Here is a 17,119-nt window from a genome sequence, read left to right as displayed (position 1 = left end):
GATGGGCAACCCCTGCGCGGTCATCGGTGTCGGCCAGACTCACTACACGACCAAGCGGCGCGACGTCTCCCTCGCCGGGCTGGTCCGCGAGGCGGCCCTGCGCGCGCTGGAGGACGCGGGCCTGACCTGGAAGGACATCGACGCGGTCGTCATCGGCAAGGCGCCCGACCTGTTCGAGGGCGTGATGATGCCCGAGGCCTACCTCGCCGACGCGCTGGGCGCCGCGGGCAAGCCGATGATGCGGGTGCACACGGCGGGCTCGGTCGGCGGGTCCACCGCGCTCGTCGGCGCCTCGCTGATCCAGGGCGGCGTGCACGACCGGGTGCTGGTGGTGGCGTTCGAGAAGCAGTCGGAGTCCAACGCGACCTGGGCCCTGTCCACCCACCTGCCGTTCAGCGCCTCGCTGGTCGTCGGCGCGGGCGGCTACTTCGCCCCGCACATCCGCGAGTACATCCGCCGCTCCGGCGCCCCCGGGCATGTCGGCCACCTGGTGGCCGTCAAGGACCGGCTCAACGCGCTGAAGAACCCGTACGCGCACCTCAAGATCCCCGGCATCGACCAGAAGATGGTCGAGTCGACCCCGATGCTCTGGGAGCCGATCCGCTACCTCGACACCTGCCCGTCCTCCGACGGCGCCTGCGCGATGGTGCTGGCCGCGGAGGACAAGCTCACCGGCAGCACCCCCGCCTGGGTCCTCGGCACCGCGATGCGCTCCGAGCCGATCTTCCGTGCGGGCCGCGACACCGTGAACCCGCAGGGCGGCAAGGACTGCGCGGCCGACGTCTACCGGCAGGCCGGGATCACCGACCCGCGCCGGGAGATCGACGTGGCGGAGGTGTACGTGCCCTTCTCCTGGTACGAGCCGATGTGGCTGGAGAACCTCGGCTTCGCCGCCGAGGGGGAGGGCTGGAAGCTCACCGAGTCCGGGGCCACCGCCCTGGACGGCGACATCCCGTGGAACGCCTCGGGCGGCGTGCTGTCGAGCAACCCGATCGGCGCCTCCGGGCTGATCCGGTTCGCCGAGGCGGCGCTCCAGGTGCGGGGGATGGCGGGGGAGCACCAGGTGGACGGCGCCAGGCGGGCCCTCGGGCACGCGTACGGGGGAGGCGCGCAGTTCTTCGCGATGTGGATGGTCGGCAGCGACAAACCCTGATCCCCCAGGAGGGGTGCGAATGGAGTTCAACCACGCGGATCTGTTCGAAGGACTCGCCGACGCGATCGGGGACCGCACGGCCGTCGTCTGCGGCGACCGGCGCGTGACCTACGCCGAGCTGGACGCGCACGCCAACCGGCTCGCCCACTTCCTCCAGAGCAGGGGCGTGCGCCCCGGGCAGCACGTCGGGATCCACCTGTACAACGGCGTCGAGTACGTGGCAGGTCTGCTGGCCGCCCTCAAGATCCGGGCGGTGCCGGTCAACGTGAACTACCGCTACGTCGAGGCGGAGCTGCTCTACCTCTACCGGGACTCCGACATCGTGGCCCTGCTGTTCGACGTGGAGTTCGACGCCCGGGTGGCGGCCACGGCCCCGGACGCCCCCCTCCTGGAACACCTGATCGCGGTGGGGGGACCGTCCCGGGTCGAGGGCGCGGTGCCGTACGAGGAGGCGCTGGCCGGGCAGCCGGAGACGCGCGGGTTCCCCGAGCGCTCGGGCGACGATCTCTACATCATCTACACCGGCGGCACGACCGGCATGCCCAAGGGCGTGATGTGGCGTACCGAGGACCTGTTCTTCGCCTTCGGCGGCGGCAACCCCTACGGCGAGCCGCGCGCCACCCCGGGCGAGGTGATCGAGGCGGCCGCCGCCGCGGGCGAGATGACCATGCTGGCCGCGGCCCCCCTGATGCACGGCGCCGCCCAGATGGGCACGTTCATCACCTGGTGCATGGGCGGCACGATCGCGTACGTCCGCAAGTTCGACGCGGCCGAGGTGCTGCGGACGATCGAGCGGGAGAGGGTCCTGACGCTCAACATCACCGGGGACGCGATGGCCCGGCCGCTGGTCGAGGAGATCGCCACCGGCGCCTACGACCTGTCCTCCCTGTTCGCGCTGAGCTCCACCGGCGCGATCCTCAGCGGTTCGGTGCGCGAGCGGCTGGAGGAGCTGCTGCCCGGCAAGATGATCATCGACAGCTTCGGCTCCACCGAGTCCGGTTACACCGCCTCGGCGGTTCCCGGCTCCTCGCCCGAGTCGGGGCTGCGCTACCAGCCGAACCCCCACGCCCGCCTGGCCGTGCTCAACGAGGTCCTGGAACCGGTCAAGCCCGGCTCGGACGAGCTGGGCACCGTGGCCAGGAGCGGCCGCATCGCCTCCGGCTACTACAAGGACGAGGCCAAGACGGCCCGCACCTTCGTGACGGACGGGGACGGGGTCCGCTGGCTGCTGACCGGCGACATCGCCAAGGTCGAGGAGGACGGCACCATCGCGATCTTCGGCCGGGGCTCCGCCTGCATCAACACCGGCGGGGAGAAGGTCTTCCCCGAGGAGGTCGAGGCGGTGCTCAAGGGCCACCCGGCGGTCTTCGACGCGGTCGTGACCGGCATCCCGGACGAGCGGTGGGGCAACCGGGTGGCGGCGGTGATCGAGCCGCGCCCCGGCACGGCGCCGACGGCCGAGGAACTGGAGGCCCACTGCCGGGAGAAGATCTCCGGCTACAAGGTGCCCAGGACCTTCGCCTTCGTCGACGAGATGGTCCGCTCCCCGGCGGGCAAGGCCGACTACCGCTGGGCCAGGACGACCGCCGAGGCCGCCCGTTCCTGACGGTCCTCCCGATGTCACCCGCCTCCCCGTGTCCCCTGGCGAGCCGATGAGCGGTCAGGGGCCCGGCGGTGGTTCTTCGGGCGACGAGGGCGACGGCGGTCGGGGGTCCGGCGGTGGTTTTCCAGCGATGACGGCGACGGCGGTCAGGGGTCCGGCAAGGGTTTTCTGGCGATGACGGTGACGGCGATCAGGTGGTCGCGGTGCAGCCGGAAGGTGCGGCGCATGGCGAGGACGCGTCGGCGGGCGTCGGGATTGGCGAGCAGGTTCCGGATGAAGCGCAGCGCGCCGAGCGGGCCCTCGTCGGCGATGATCCGCCGTGGCCGCAGCAGGGCCATGGGCGCGGTGTCGACCCGCTCGACGACCAGTCCGTGCGCCTGGAGCAGGGACCGCCATTCGGTGATCGTCTGAGGGCGGGCGTTGACCTTGACGGCCCGGGCGAGAGCCTGGCGGATGCCCGTCTTGGCCGCCTCGGGCAGCGGGTCGGGAGTGAGCCCGAGTTCGTGGACGGCGTAGCGGCCGCCGGGGCGCAGCAGGCGGGCGGCCTCGGCGACGACGGCGTGTTTCGCCCGGTCGCCCCGCATGGTGAGCATGGCCTCGCCGATCACCACGTCGGCCGAGGCGTCGGGCAGCCCGGTGGCGGCGGCGTTGCCGAGGACGACGCTGCCGTGCCCGGCGACGACGCTGCCGGCCGCGGCCACCGCCGCCGGGTCCTGCTCGACGCCGAGGTAGGAGCGCGGGTGCCGGTCGAGGATCTCCCGCGCGGTACGCCCGAGCCCTGGGGCGAGCTCGACCACGTCGGCACCGGTGATCCCCGCCCGGGCCAGGAGGACCCGGGTGAGTTCGGCGCCGCCGGGGCGCAGGACGCGTTTGCCGAGGCGGGCGAGGAGGGAGTGGCCCGGCGCGTCGCCGTCGGCGCGGTCACCCGGCAGGGATGCCCGGCCGGCCGTCCGTGGTTCGGGGCCGGTTGCCGGTGGTTTCGGGTCGCCCGCCCGTGGTCCGGGGCCGGTCGCCCGCGACCCGAGCGGGGGCGGAGGCGGGACCGTGGTCATCGGGCGGGGCCTCCGACGACGGGCTCCAGCACCAGAGCCTGGCGGCTGCGGTGGACGGTGAGGTAGCCCAGCCCGTCCGGTCCGGCGGTAAAGGCGCGCCGGGAGCGCCTGGGCAGCCACACCAGCGCGCCGGGCCGCAGGTCCAGGGTGTCGAGTTCGGTGGTGAGCCGGCCGGTGCCGTGCAGGACGTGCAGGAGGACGTCGAGATCCGGGCCGGTGTGCGCGTCGATGGTGGCCTCCGGGGCGAGCTGGATGACGTTGGCGTCCAGGTCGCGCTCGCGCATCTCCAGTTTCCAGGCCGCGCCGGTCACGCCAGGGGTGACCGTGCCGGTGTCGTGCAGGACGCGGGGCAGCGGGGTGGCGGCCAGTTTGGTGATCCGGATCCGCCAGGTCTTGGGGCCCTTGTCGAGATAGTCCCAGCTGTAGCCGCCGGGGTGCTCGGCGTCGAACTCGTCGCGCAGGTGCCGGGGATCGTGGTTGTTGACCAGCACGAAGGAGTCGCCGACGGCGAGGGCCCCGTAGGTCGCGAAGATCGTCGGATGCTTGTCGGGCTTGCTCAGGGGGCGTACGTCAAGTTCCTGGTCGTTCATGGTTTTTCCTCTCGTCCCCCTATTTATACAACTGGATTTTGTATAAACTCAAGTCCATGACCCATATGATCGGACAGCCGTGTGTGGCCGTGCCTGACTGGGCCCGCGTGGAGGAGCGGCCGGTGGAGGGCACGTCATGACCGAGATGCAGGCGTTCGCCATCGGCGCCGCCGTGACGTTCGTCTGGCTCGGCATGGTGCTGGCGATCTCCTTCCTGGAGGCGCCGCTGAAGTTCCGTGCTCCCGGTGTGACCACGAAGATCGGGCTCGGCATCGGACGGCTGGTCTTCCGCGCCCTCAACACGGTCGAGGCCGTGCTCGCCACCGTGCTCCTGAGCGTGCTGGCGGTCGAGACCGCCGTCGTCTCCAGCCTTCCGCCGTCCGGCGCCGTCACCCCGGCGGCGGTCGCGGTCCTGACCCTGGCCGTGCAACTGGCGGTGGTACGGCCACGGCTGGCGCGCAGATCCGACCGCATCCTCGCCGGCCGGGACGCGCCGCGCTCGAAGGGCCACCACGCCTACATCGCCCTGGAGGTCGTCAAGGTCGTCGCCCTGCTCGTCGCCGGGGTCGTGCTCCTGATGAGCTGAACGCCCCCCGCGTGCGGGTTCCCGGTCCGGGGAGGGCTGGAGGGGAGATGGGGAGGACCGGGAAGAAGCCGGGAGGGGCCGGGAGGGGGAAGGCCGCGTACTCCGGGGAGGCGTGAACCGCCCGGATGCCCGATCCGTTTCCGGGATGTGATGCGTTTTCTGCGGACCGTCGTCCTGCTCCCGCTCCTTCTCGTGGTCGGCTGCTCCGGGAACGGCACCACCGTCTCCGTCGAGACCACCGCGCCCGCCGGGGAACGGCCCGGTGCCGTCGTCGTCCGGTACGTCAGCTGCGGCGGGATGACGTGCGAGGGCGGCGACAGCATGAGCGTCACCGCCGACGGGCGGGCCGTCTCGCTGCGCGACGCGGAACTCGTCGTCGTCCCGCTCCCGGAGGCCGAACTGCGCGACCTGCGGGCCGGGCTCGTCGAATCCCTGGCCGGGCGGGAGGGCACGATCGACCGTACCGGAGGGGCCACCGACCAGCCCTTCGCGGTCGTCACCGTGGTGGACTCCGGCGGGAAGACCCACGAGACCCGGCTGGAGGGGACGCCGACGGCGGAGGACGAGCCGGTCGTCGCCGCCACCGAGCGCCTCTCGAAGCTGACCGCCAGGATCCGCTCCACCGGCACGCCCGACGTCACCGCGCCGATCACGGTGACGATGTACGAGGACCCGAGCGCCCGGCCAAGGCGGCAGGCGACCTGGCCCGAGGGGATCACCACGCCGATCGAGGCCGCGACCGGCGGCAATTTCGGCACCCGGACCTACCGGGGACGCGAGGCGACGACGCTGCGCACCGCCCTGGGGAAGGCGGGGGACAACGTGACGGTGGCCACCGGGGGCAAGACCCTGATCGCCCGCTGGGAGGCGGTGCTTCCGTGATTTCGGGTGGAACCCGCGTACCGTCCCCGTAACGCGAAGGGTTGTATTCAGGGCGAGCCGGTTCCGGATACAGGGGGCAGGCGTCGCCGGCCTTCGCGTTCGGCTATCGCGCCTGCCCGGTCGGCACCTGCCGCCACATCTCCCGCGCCTCGCGGAGCGTCCACCGCCCGGCGAAGGCGTGCTCTGGCGGCCTGTTCTGGATCATGTAGGCACCGCCGCAGGAGATCAACTCGTAGAAGACCATCCGGCAGGAGCATGTGTGCTCCACGACGCGGTAGCGACCCTGCGGTACCGAATCCCCGTCGAGCGTCTGGCGTTCCGAGGTGACGCGTACCGGGTGTGCGCTGACACCAGGGCAGGGCCATTCGCTGCGGGCGTCCTTCGGATCGCGGTTCGGGGTCTCGCGTGCGCCCCCGCTCGACACGGCATGTACAGAACCCTTTTCACCCTTTGGCAGGCGTCTGCCGGTGACAGCGTGATCACGAATCCTGCGTTCCTCTGAAGACGTGGAGAAAACCCTGGTCGGTAGGAAGACGGCCTGCGGTGCCGGTCGCGGTGGCGTTCCGAGCGGGACCGGCAGGGCATACACGTAGCGGATCGGTCAGGACGGAGGTGGAAGACGGCTGCGTCCCGCCTGCCCCGGCCGGTTGGTCTCTGGTTAGGAAAGCGCTTACCTTAGGAGGATGGTCCGGCGTGGCAGGATCCGTTGAGGAAAGGCTTTCGTTTTGATCCACTCAATCGACCCCAGGACCGGCGAGTCCGTCGGAGATCCCTTCCCCCTGACCTCGGACGACGAGGTGGACGCGATCGTCGGGGCGGCTCTCGCCGCCGGGTCCGCCTGGCGTTCCGCGGACCGGGCGGCGGCGCTCGACGCGGTCGCGGCGGCACTGGAGGTGAACGTCGAGGAGCTCTGGCGGGCGGCAGACGCGGAGACCGCGCTCGGGGAGACCCGGCTGCGCGGGGAGGTGGCGCGGGCCGCCGGCCAGTTCCGGCTCTTCGCCCAGGTGCTGCGGGACGGCGGGCACGTGGAGGCGGTGATCGACCACGCGACGGCCCAGCCGCCGGTCCCCGACCTGCGGCGGATGAACCACCCGCTGCCCGGCGTGGCCGGGGTCTTCGCGGCGAGCAACTTCCCGTTCGCCTTCTCGGTCGCGGGCGGCGACACGGCCTCGGCGCTGGCCGCCGGATGCCCGGTGGTGGTCAAGGCCCACGACGGGCATCCGGCCACGTCGGAGCTGTCGTGGCAGATCATCCGGCGCGCCCTGCCCGACCCGGACCTGCTCGGCCTGGTCCGCGGGCTCGACGCGGGGAAGCGGCTGGCCGTACACCCGTCCGTGGCGGCCGTCGGGTTCACCGGCTCCATCCCCGGGGGCAAGGCCATCCAGGCGCTCATCGCCGAGCGTCCCGACCCCATCCCGTTCTACGGCGAGCTGGGCAGCGTCAACCCCGTCGTCGTGCTGCCCTCGGCCGCCCGCGACGGCCTCGCCCAGGGCTTCGCCGCATCGCTCACCCTCGGCACCGGCCAGTTCTGCACCAACCCCGGGTTGGTGTTCGTCCCCGACGACGCCGAACTCCTGGTCTCCGTCTCCGAGGCGGTCTCCGGGACCGTGGGCGGGCCGATGCTCACCGAGCGGATGCAGGGCGGCTACCTGCGCGGGCTGGCCAGGCTCGGCAAGCTCACCCCGCTCGCCGAGGGGCGGCCGGGCGAGGGGGCGTTCGCGGTGACCCCGCAGGTGTTCGTCACCGATCTGGCGACGTTCGCCGCGGACCTGCCCGATCTCGTGGAGGAGTGTTTCGGCCCGGCCGCCCTCGTGGTCGTCTACCCCGACCCCGCGGACCTGCCTCCCGTACTGGAGAGGCTGGACGGCTCGCTGACCGCCACCATCCACGCGACCGACCCCGCCGAGGCGCGCGGGAGCGCCGAGGTGCTGCTCAAGAAGGCGGGGCGGCTGATCTGGAACGGCTGGCCGACCGGGGTGGCGGTCCGCTGGGCCATGCACCACGGCGGTCCCTGGCCCGCCAGCACGGCCGCCGCCCACACCTCGGTCGGCGCCGCAGCGATCCGCAGGTGGCTGGTGCCGACCGCCTACCAGGACTGGCCGGCCGAGCTCCTGCCGCCCGAGCTGCGCGACGACAACCCGCTGGGCATCCCCCGCCGGGTCGACGGGGTCCTCGTCGAGGGACGCGCCTGACATTTCCCGTCGCCTGACATTTCCCGTTGTCTGGCGGCCCCGCCGCCTGACGTTCCCGCCGGTCTCCGGGCACCCCGGAGACCGGCTCGGCGCCGTTCCCTTTCGCGTCGCTCACGTTTGTCTCGTCTCCTTTCGTGCAGCTCCCGTTCGCGCGGTTCCGGCCCGGCGTCTGCTGGTTCTTCGAGGTTGAGCGGGGCCGTCCACGCTAAGATCGCTCCCCGTGCTTCCGGATGGTTTATGGCGGATTATCAGGATTGGGATAGTAGGCCTGATCCTTGCGGCGGCGGCCGCGGGCCTGGTGCTCGGCGACGCCTGGCTCTGGATGGCCGCCGAATGGTCGCCGCCGCCCTATACGGAGGTTTACGCGCCCGACGGGTTTGACACCCCGACGACTGTGGCGCTGCTCGTGGCCGCCCTGGTGAAGGCCGCGCTCCTGTGGCTGATCCTGCGTGCCCCCGCGCCGGGACCGCTGGACCGCCGGGAAAAGGCGCTGCGCCGCCTGCTGTATCTGGCGGTGGCGTACACCCTCGTGCCGTGGTACCAGACCGGGCTGCTCCCCGACGCGGTCGAGGCGGCGCTGCAGCTCGCGCTGTGGACCGCGATCGACGTCCTCTACCTGCTCGTCATCCGCTGGCGGTCCCGCATACTGCGCGCGGCGGCCGGGGTGATGTTCGCGGCCGGGGTGGCCGGGATGGCCAACGAACTGCTCGACGAACTCGACCTTCCAGAACTTGGATCGGGCGTCGTCGTCGGACTGGGCCTGATGCTGGCCGGAGTGGCGGCGACCATCCTCACGATCGTCGGGCAGCGGCGCGACGGGCGGTGGAGCCTTGGCACGCTGGTCGCCGGGTGGTTGTCGCTGGGCGTCTACGCGCTGGTGATCCCGCTCAACTTCCTCACCGAGGGGATCTCCGGTGGGAGGCTGGCGATTCTGGTCATGATGGACGCGGCGGGGCTCGTCAGCACCGTGTGGATCGCGGCGACCGCCCGTGAAATGCCCGCCGGGGGCCACCCGGCGGACCTTCCGCCCGCGCGGCGGCGCGTGGTCCGCGTCGCGGTGGCGGCCGTGGCCGTACTGCCGGTCATCGCACTGATCCACCCGGAGCAGACCCCGCACCTCACCTACACCGGCTGGTCGATGGACTGCTATGCCCGGCCCAGCTTCGGCGACCTGAAACCCGCGGAACGCGACGCCGCGTTCCTGTGCCGGGCGCGGAGCACGGACGGCGGGGGCCCGCCCATGTTCCCGGACAGCCTGTCGGACCAGCAGATCCTCGCCTCCGGGCGGGCGCTGTGCCGTGCGAAGGACCCCGACGAGCAGAAGGCGATCCTGACGCGGGCCGGGAGCGAGCGGTCCGCCTGGGGCGTGGACCGGTGGGACCTCGTCTACATCTGCCCGGAGATCGTCGGCGCGACCCATCCCGAGCTGCTGCGGTCGACCGCGGAGGCGGAGGCGGCGAACACCGCCTACATCGCCGAGGAGAACGCGAAGTGCCGCGACCCGTGGCCCCGGACGAAGGGGGTCGTCCAGGCCACGGCCAAGTACTTCCTGTTCGCCGACGGCGATCACGGCTATCAGGTCCACGACCCCGAGGACGAAACGGCCGGCGAGGCGGCGGAGCAGGCGATAGACAGGCTCTACGACGACAACACCCTCATCGGGGTGGCCGGTAGCACGGTGCTCATCGGGCACATCGAGGACGTCATCGATCTGTGCCTTACGGTGAAGGCCCTGCGCACCGCGCCACCACGGCGGACGGCCGGATGGGATCAGGTCAACGAGGTGCCGATCGTCAGCCGCAGCGGCAGGCTCACCGTGCCGGAGATGGGCGAGGGCGGGGACGTGGGCGCGGGTGCCCCGATGCCGAACCTGGCGATCGCGGGGAAGGGCCGCTATCGGCTCCGTGTCTACGTGCGGGTCGACGCGGGGGAGGAGCGGCACCTGGTCGTCGTGTTCCCGGGTGCGTCGAGGAAGAGGCTCACGCTGAAGCCGTGAGCGGTGGCGGGACGCGTACGGCTTCCGCGACCCCGCGAACCGGCGGTTCCGCACCCGCCGCGCCACCCCTCGCAGGAGCCGTGGACGCCTCGGCCCTGCCTGACCTCCCAAGGCCGGGTCTGTTTCGGCTTGCTCTAACACCTAATTAAAACGTAACAACAAAAAGAGTCTTACCAGAGTGTGGTTCTGTCGGAAATGTCGTGTTAATCGGCCATTGACGGTCACGAAATGCTGATCTACTGTCCAGTCAGCTTTAAATCGATTTACTCCGTCTTGGTTCGCCCTGCCTTTTCGCCCCCCACGGATCGCAAGGAGACGGCATGCCATTCCCCTCCCTCCACCCTGGCCGGTTACGCACGGTCCTCTGGACACTGGCCCTCTGCGCGCTGGTGGCGGGGCTGCTGCCCGCCGTCGCCGCCCCGGCGCGGGCCGCCGCCCCGGTCGGGCTCGCCGGGGCGAGCTGGATCTGGTCCCCCGGCGGCGACGCGCGGCAGTCCGTCCCCGCCGGCACCCGCTACCTGCGGCGTACGTTCACCGTCCCGGCGGGCGCCGTCACCGAGGCGCAGCTCGTCGCGACCGGGGACGACACCCTCGACGTCTGGCTCAACGGGGTCCCGCTGGCGACCTCGCCCCGGGCCGAGCACTCCTGGCGGCGGTCGCTCTACGTCGACCTCGCCGCCGCCGTCCGCTCCGGCGCCAACACCCTCGCCGTGGCGGCCCGCAACACCTCGGCCGGAGCGGCCGGGGTGATCGGCAGGCTGCGGGTCGTCACCGCGGGCGGCACGGTGGAGCTGGTCACCGACGGCGCGTGGAAGGCCGCCGAGACGGTCACCCCCGGCTGGACCGAGCCCGGGTTCGCCGACTCCTCCTGGCCCGCCGCCGCCGTCTCCGGGGCGTACGGCATCACCCCCTGGAACAGCGACGTCGCCGCCCCCGACCTCGCCGCGGCCTCGCCGCTGACGGTCACCGCGCCCGTCACCGAACGCCGGGCCACCCCGATCGGCGTCGACACCGCCCGGCCCCGGTTCGGCTGGCAGCTCACCTCGAGCGCCCCCGGGCAGATCCAGGCGGCGTACCAGATCATCGTCGCCTCGACGGAGGCCCGCGCGCAGGCCGGTACCGGCGACGTGTGGGACAGCGGGCGCGTCGCGTCGGGGAAGTCGGTGGACGCGGCCTACGAGGGCGGCGCGCTGGCCTCCCAGACCCGCTACCACTGGCGGGTACGGGTCTGGGACACCCAGGGCCGCGCCGCCGGGTGGGGCCCTGCGCACTGGTTCGAGACCGGCCTGCTCGCCCCGGCGACGGAGTGGCGGGCGGCCTTCGTCGGCGCGCCCGGCACCGCTCCCGGTCTGTCCGGTGCGAGCTGGATCTGGTACCCGGAGGGCGACCCGGCGGTGAGCGCGCCGCAGGCCACCCGGTTCCTACGCCGCCAGTTCACGCTCCCCTCGGGGGCGATCACCCGGGCCAGGCTCACCGTCACCGGCGACGACACCGCCGACGTGTGGGTCAACGGCGTCCAGGTCAGCACCTCGCCGCGCGCCACCGACTCCTGGAAGTCCGCCGCGGTCGTCGACGTCGCCTCCCGGCTCCAGGCCGGGACCAACACGCTGGCCGTCTCCACCCAGAACACCACCGTCTCCCCGGCCGGGGCGATCGCCGCGCTGGAGGTCGTCGCCGGCGGCGCCACCACCCGGATCGTCACCGACGGGGCGTGGAAGGCCTCGCAGAGCGGCCCGTCCGGCTGGCAGCAGCCGGGCTTCTCCGACGCCTCCTGGCCCGCGGCCCGGGTCGTCGCCGCCTACGGCTCAGGGCCGTGGGCCTCGAACGTCTCGGCCGCCGAGGCGGCCCCGTACGTCAGGAAGGGGTTCGCGCTCGGCAAGCCGGTGGCCGAGGCGCGGTTGCTGGTCACCGCGCTGGGCCTGCACGAGACCCGGATCAACGGAACGAGGGTCGGCGAGGAGGTCCTCGCCCCGGGCTGGACCGACTACGACAAGCGCCTGGCCTACCGCGCCTTCGACGTGACCTCGCTGGTCCGCCAGGGCGACAACGCCGTCGGCGCGCAGCTCGGCCGGGGCTGGTACGCCGGATCGCTCGGCTTCGCCGGAAGCCAGAAATACGGCACCCAGCCCTGGTACTCGGCGCAGCTGCGGGTCCGCTTCACCGACGGCACCGAGACCACCGTCCTGACCGACTCCTCGTGGCGGACCGCGCCGGGACCGATCACCGCCGACGACCTCTACCACGGCGAGGAGTACGACGCCCGCGCCGCCCGCACCGGCTGGGACACCTCCGGGTTCGACGACTCCGGCTGGAGCGCGGTAAGGGTGCGCGCGGAGGCCGAACCCACCCTCGTGGCGGCCGTCGACCCGGGCGTGGTCGTGCAGCAGGACATCGCCGCGCGGTCGGTGACCCAGCCGAGGCCCGGCGTGTGGGTGGTCGACCTGGGGCAGAACTTCACCGGCTGGAACCGGTTGCGGGTACGCGGCCCGGCGGGCACCACGGTGACCATGCGGCACGCCGAGGTGCTCAACGCCGACGGCACGATCTACACCGCCAACCTGCGCGCCGCCCGGCAGACCGACAGGTTCACCCTCGCCGGGACCGGCGCGGACGAGGTGTACGAGCCGAGGTTCACCGTGCACGGATACCGGTACGTGGAGCTGACCGGCTTCCCCGGCACGCCGACCACCGCGAGCCTCACCGGCCGGGCCGCCTGGACCGGCGGCGCGCCGACCGGCGTCTTCGACTCCTCCAGCGCGCTGGTCGACCGGCTCCAGCACAACATCGTGTGGGGCGCCCGCTCCAACATGCTGTCGGTGCCCACCGACTGCCCGCAGCGCGACGAGCGGCTCGGCTGGACCGGCGACATCGCGATCTTCGCGCAGACCTCGACGTTCAACTTCGACGTCCACGGACTGCTGGACAAGTTCTCCGACGACCTGACCGACGCCCAGCGCGCGGACGGCGCCTTCACCGACGTGGTCCCCGACGTCTGCTGCGGCGCGGGCAAGGCGGGCTGGGCGGACGCGGGCGTCATCGTGCCGTACACGCTGTGGCAGCGCTACGGCGACCTGCGCGTCGTCGACGAGCACTACGCGGGGATGAAGCGCTGGGTCGACTACTCGCGTTCCACCTCGGGGTCCGACCTGATCCGCAACCAGGACACCTACGGCGACTGGCTGAACGTCGGCGACAACACCGCCAACGACCTGATCTCCACCGCCTACTTCGGGTACAGCGCCCGGCTGCTGTCGCGGATGGCCGCGGCCACCGGGCGGACCGCCGACGCCGCCTCCTACGGCACCCTGGCCGACCAGGTGGCCCAGGCGTTCACCGCCAGGTTCGTCGCCGCCGACGGAACCGTGTCGGGCGACACCCAGACCGGGTACGTGCTGGCGCTGTCGTTCGGGATGGTGCCGCAGAACCGGGCCCAGGCGGTGGCGGACAGGCTCGCCGCGAAGGTGGCCTCGCGTGACGGCCACCTCAGCGTGGGCTTCCTGGGCGTGGAGAACCTGCTGCCCGTGCTGGCCGAGAACGGCCACCTCGGCACCGCGTACCAGATCCTGCTGCAGCCCGACTATCCCGGCTGGGGATACATGAGCAGTCGCGGGGCGACCACGATCTGGGAGCGCTGGGACGGCATCCGCACCGACGGCTCCTTCCAGGACCCGGGGATGAACTCCTTCAACCACTACGGCCTCGGCTCGGTGGGCGACTGGCTGTACCGGACGGTGGGCGGTCTGGGCCCCGACACCCGCGACCCCGGCTACCGCCGGATCACGATCGCGCCGCGCCCCGGCGGCGGGCTCACCTCGGGCAGGTCCGACCTGCGGACGCCGTACGGCAGGGCGCTCAGCGACTGGTCGATCGGGGGCGGGACGCTGACGCTGCGGGTGGAGATCCCGGCGAACGCCACGGCCACCGTCCGGGTCCCCTCGGCCTCGGCCGCGGCGGTCACCGGCCCGCCGGAGGCGGTGCCCGTGGGCCACGAGGGCGGCGCGGCCGTCTTCCGGCTCGGCGCCGGCTCGTACACCTTCACGGCGCCCGCCTGACAGGCGGGAACACCCGCGGGCCCCGGGGAGCCGGGGCCCGCGGGGGCGGACCCGGGTGCCGTCCGGGGGCGCGCGGCGGTCCTCGGCGGACCGCCGCACGCTCGCGTGCGGCGGCCGTCAGCGGATCTCGCCCACGCCCGCGTGCCGGGAGACCGAACGGATCACCGACGAGGCCGGGTCGATCCCGGTGTGCAGGGTCGGGGTCCAGCCCGCGTCCGTGCCGAGGTCGGGGTCGTTGACGGCGTTGTGGACGGCGACGAGGTCGACGGGGGCGACCCGGCCGCCGACGCGGAGCAGGTTCCCCCGCGCGGTGAGGGCGGTGCCGCCCCAGTTGTAGAGGAGGTCCGCCGGGTCGACCGCCCGGCCCAGCCGGAAGAGGTTGTTCTCGGCGAAGATCTTCGACTGCACGCCCACGCCGAGGGCGTACTGGAAGGTGGAGGCGTCGGGGATCTCGTAGTAGTTGTTGTAGACGTGCACCTGGCCGAAGCGCACGCGCGGGAGCCGCTGCAGCACGTTGTCGAAGTGGTTGTGGTGGACGGTGACGTTCAGCTTGCCCGTGTCGTTCGCCGGGTTGTTGGTCGAGCCGATCAGCATCGTCTTGTCGTGGCCGGAGAACCGGTTCCAGGAGGCCGTGACGAAGGTGGAGGCGTGGGTGATGTCGAGCTGCCCGTCGTGCACCTGGTAGGGCCTGCCGAAGTACCGCGGCTGCCCGGAGTCCGGGTTGTCGCCGTCGGTGAAGGTGTTGTGGTCCACCCACACGTGCGTCGAGCCGGTCACCGAGATGTTGTCGTAGAGGGAGTTCCAGTTGCCCTCGGCGCCGTCGGTCGGGGTCCACCGCGGGAAGCAGTCGGCGGTGTCCTCGAAGAGGATGTTGCGGATGATGACGTTGTCGACCTTGTCGACGTGCAGGTTGACGCCGCGGATCCGCGCGTTCCCGCCGAGGCCGACGATGGTGGTGTCGGAGCCGACCTTGAGCTTGATATCGGCGGTCTGCCTGGCGGCCGAGGCGACGCGCGCGTCCTCCAGCGGGCCGGAGGGGTCGGTCTCCCTGCCCCACACCGCGGGGTCGTACGCGGCGAGGTAGGCCTCCAGGGTGTAGCCGCCGGTGGCGTAGTCGGCGCAGGTCCTGTCGGTGTCGACCGTCCCCTTCACGTAGATGATCTTCGGCGAGGGGGCGGCGAGCGCGGTGGCCAGCTCGGTGCGGGTGGAGACGGTGTGCACGTTCGACGCGGGCGCGGCGGCGCCACCGGTCGTGCCGGGGCCCTCGGCGGCCCAGCCGTCGTTCGCGGGCAGGGTCCGGCGGCCCAGGTCCGGCCGCCGGCCGGCGGTCTCCGGCGAGGTGGTGCCGCCGGAGGCGGTGGTCTCCGGGATGTCGGCCCTCAGGGCGGTGGCGGACGCGGGCGGGGCGGCGAGGATCGCCAGGGACAGCAGGGTGGTGAGCGCGACGGCTCGTTTCACGGGAATTCCTCCGCGGGTCAGGTGGGAGGGAGGCTCCGTACGGCCCCCGAGAGCCTTCCGGATGGTGGAGGCGGGCGCGCCCAGGTCAGGGATGGACGCGCCCGCCTCGCTGTGACGGCTCGGCCGCCGTCGCGCCGCGTGTACGACGCCTGCGCTTCGGTCAGCCTGGCCGCGAACGTGTCCAGGAGGTTCCGGGGGCCGGGCCGCCGCCGGAGGGCGGCCGCCCCACCCCGGGACGGCGCTCGCTCCAGGGCACCCGGAGTTCCGAGTAGAGCGCCAGCCGTTCCGCGCTCGTCGCCGTCACCTCGGCGATCCTGGGCAGCACCCGGCGCTCGTCGCCGATCTCCTGGAACACGTCAGGTATGGCCAGGGGCTCGGGCGCCAGCCGCACCGCGTCGAGGACGCGCATGAAACCGGCGGTCCTCTCCAGCGGTACGAGCAGGCCGGTGCCGTCGCGGACGTGCGCGACGAGGTTCTCCAGCAGGTCGGTTCTGGGGTGGACGATCGAGGTCCCGTCGAACTCGACCCGGTCCTCGGTGTAGGTCAGCCGGATCCGCCCGCTCTCGCCGTGCACGATGAGGTACGGCTCGTGCCGCCGGTCCGCGCACAGCGAGACCGCGACCGTCACGACCGTCCCGTCGTCCATCCGTATCCGCGCGCACGAGGTGTCGTCCGCCTCGATCATGTTGGCCCGGTAGAGCTCGACCTCGACGTCCTCGACCTCGGCGCCGGAGACGGCCAGCGCGGTCGCGGTGGCGTGCGCGAGCGGGTTGGTGAGGACGCCGTCCATCACGGGAACGCCGCCGACCTCGCGCCTCCCGGCCCACGGCGTCCGGCCGTAGTAGGAGTAGGGGCGCTCCCAGGCGCCCGCCGCGCCGATCCCGGTGACCCGGCCGATCGCCCCTTCGGCGACCATCCGCCGGACGGCCGGGATCGCCTCCGAGCCCAGGCTCTGGAATCCCACCTGGCAGGCGAGCCCGGTCTCCCCGGCCACCGCGACGATCCGGAGGTAGTCCGCGTACGTGGCGGCGGGCGGCTTCTCCAGCAGGACGTGCGAGCCGGCGCGCAGCGCCTTCTCCGCCAGCTCGGCGTGGGTGTGGATGGGCGTGCACAGGATGGTCACCTCGGCGCCGGTGCGTCCGATCAGCCCGGCCAGGTCGCCGGAGAACTCGGTCCCCTCGGGCAGGTCGCCGACGGGCCGCACGTCGCACACCCCGGCCAGGTCCACCAGCCCGGCCTCGGCCAGCCGCCGGACGTTCGACAGGTGCCACCAGCCGTGCCCGTGCGCCCCGGCGAGCACCACGCGAACCGGTTCCATCACGCCACCTCCCATCGCGGTCCCGGACTCCAATGTCCTGCAACCGGTTGCAAGAAACATTGAGGACATCTTCCGGCAACGTCAAGGGCCCAATTTGGTAAATCACTCCTCATCTGCGGATTTTTCGGTATTTCTGATAGTCGGCGGTGTGCAACCGATCCCGTACCGCTTCGCAAAGCATCTGATTCCGGCGTTGACAGTCACGCAACCGCTTGCACTAATGTGCTTCAGGGCCCC

General features: G+C 72.3%; 12 protein-coding genes. 7 read left to right on the top strand and 5 right to left on the bottom strand.

Annotated elements, in window-relative coordinates; genetic code table 11:
- The first annotated feature begins 1 nt into the window (after position 1).
- On the top strand, positions 2-1,153 hold the full coding sequence (locus ACTOQ3_RS15375; protein WP_440084056.1) for a thiolase domain-containing protein: 1,152 nt from the start codon (positions 2-4) through the stop codon (positions 1,151-1,153).
- Positions 1,154-1,172: 19 nt separating this feature from the next.
- Complete coding sequence (locus ACTOQ3_RS15370) at positions 1,173-2,759, top strand: acyl-CoA synthetase (protein WP_440084055.1); 1,587 nt, start codon at positions 1,173-1,175, stop codon at positions 2,757-2,759.
- A gap of 143 nt (positions 2,760-2,902) precedes the next feature.
- Here the strand turns inward: ACTOQ3_RS15370 and ACTOQ3_RS15365 are convergent, their stop codons facing one another.
- Positions 2,903-3,808 carry a methyltransferase domain-containing protein gene (locus tag ACTOQ3_RS15365; RefSeq protein WP_440084054.1) on the bottom strand — a complete coding sequence of 302 codons (906 nt, stop codon included), beginning with the start codon at positions 3,806-3,808 and terminating at the stop codon, positions 2,903-2,905.
- Positions 3,805-4,398, bottom strand: coding sequence for a DUF2249 domain-containing protein (locus ACTOQ3_RS15360; protein WP_440084053.1), 594 nt, complete (start codon positions 4,396-4,398; stop codon positions 3,805-3,807). Before ACTOQ3_RS15360 ends, ACTOQ3_RS15365 begins: the two co-directional genes overlap by 4 nt.
- A 136-nt stretch (positions 4,399-4,534) precedes the next feature.
- Between ACTOQ3_RS15360 and ACTOQ3_RS15355 the strand changes: the two genes are divergently transcribed.
- Entirely contained in the window at positions 4,535-4,984 is a 450-nt protein-coding gene (locus tag ACTOQ3_RS15355; protein ID WP_440084052.1) for a hypothetical protein, read from the top strand.
- A 150-nt stretch (positions 4,985-5,134) separates the two neighbouring features.
- The gene (locus ACTOQ3_RS15350; RefSeq protein WP_440084051.1) at positions 5,135-5,866 is read left to right on the top strand and encodes a hypothetical protein; all 732 of its coding nucleotides are present in this window, start codon (positions 5,135-5,137) and stop codon (positions 5,864-5,866) included.
- Positions 5,867-5,969: 103 nt separating this feature from the next.
- Here the strand turns inward: ACTOQ3_RS15350 and ACTOQ3_RS15345 are convergent, their stop codons facing one another.
- Positions 5,970-6,290 carry a hypothetical protein gene (locus ACTOQ3_RS15345; protein ID WP_440084050.1) on the bottom strand — a complete coding sequence of 107 codons (321 nt, stop codon included), beginning with the start codon at positions 6,288-6,290 and terminating at the stop codon, positions 5,970-5,972.
- Positions 6,291-6,591: 301 nt separating this feature from the next.
- Between ACTOQ3_RS15345 and ACTOQ3_RS15340 the strand changes: the two genes are divergently transcribed.
- From ACTOQ3_RS15340 to ACTOQ3_RS15330, 3 genes are all read left to right on the top strand, one after another.
- On the top strand, positions 6,592-8,058 hold the full coding sequence (locus tag ACTOQ3_RS15340) for an aldehyde dehydrogenase (NADP(+)) (protein WP_440084049.1): 1,467 nt from the start codon (positions 6,592-6,594) through the stop codon (positions 8,056-8,058).
- Positions 8,059-8,452: 394 nt separating this feature from the next.
- Positions 8,453-10,054 (top strand): hypothetical protein, encoded by a 1,602-nt coding sequence (locus tag ACTOQ3_RS15335; RefSeq protein WP_440084048.1) that lies wholly within the window; start codon positions 8,453-8,455, stop codon positions 10,052-10,054.
- Positions 10,055-10,374: 320 nt separating this feature from the next.
- Complete coding sequence (locus ACTOQ3_RS15330; RefSeq protein WP_440084047.1) at positions 10,375-14,106, top strand: family 78 glycoside hydrolase catalytic domain; 3,732 nt, start codon at positions 10,375-10,377, stop codon at positions 14,104-14,106.
- 117 nt (positions 14,107-14,223) lie between these two features.
- On the opposite strand, the gene ACTOQ3_RS15325 is transcribed toward ACTOQ3_RS15330, so the two are convergent.
- Together ACTOQ3_RS15325 and ACTOQ3_RS15320 are read right to left on the bottom strand one after the other, a co-directional pair.
- Positions 14,224-15,564, bottom strand: coding sequence for a pectate lyase family protein (locus ACTOQ3_RS15325; protein WP_440084046.1), 1,341 nt, complete (start codon positions 15,562-15,564; stop codon positions 14,224-14,226).
- A gap of 160 nt (positions 15,565-15,724) precedes the next feature.
- On the bottom strand, positions 15,725-16,882 hold the full coding sequence (locus tag ACTOQ3_RS15320) for a Gfo/Idh/MocA family protein (protein ID WP_440084045.1): 1,158 nt from the start codon (positions 16,880-16,882) through the stop codon (positions 15,725-15,727).
- Between the last annotated feature and the right edge of the window lie 237 nt (positions 16,883-17,119).

The sequence above is a fragment of the Streptosporangium sp. LJ11 genome (assembly GCF_051918945.1).
Classification (GTDB): domain Bacteria; phylum Actinomycetota; class Actinomycetes; order Streptosporangiales; family Streptosporangiaceae; genus Streptosporangium.
This window is presented reverse-complemented; position numbering and strand designations above follow the sequence as displayed.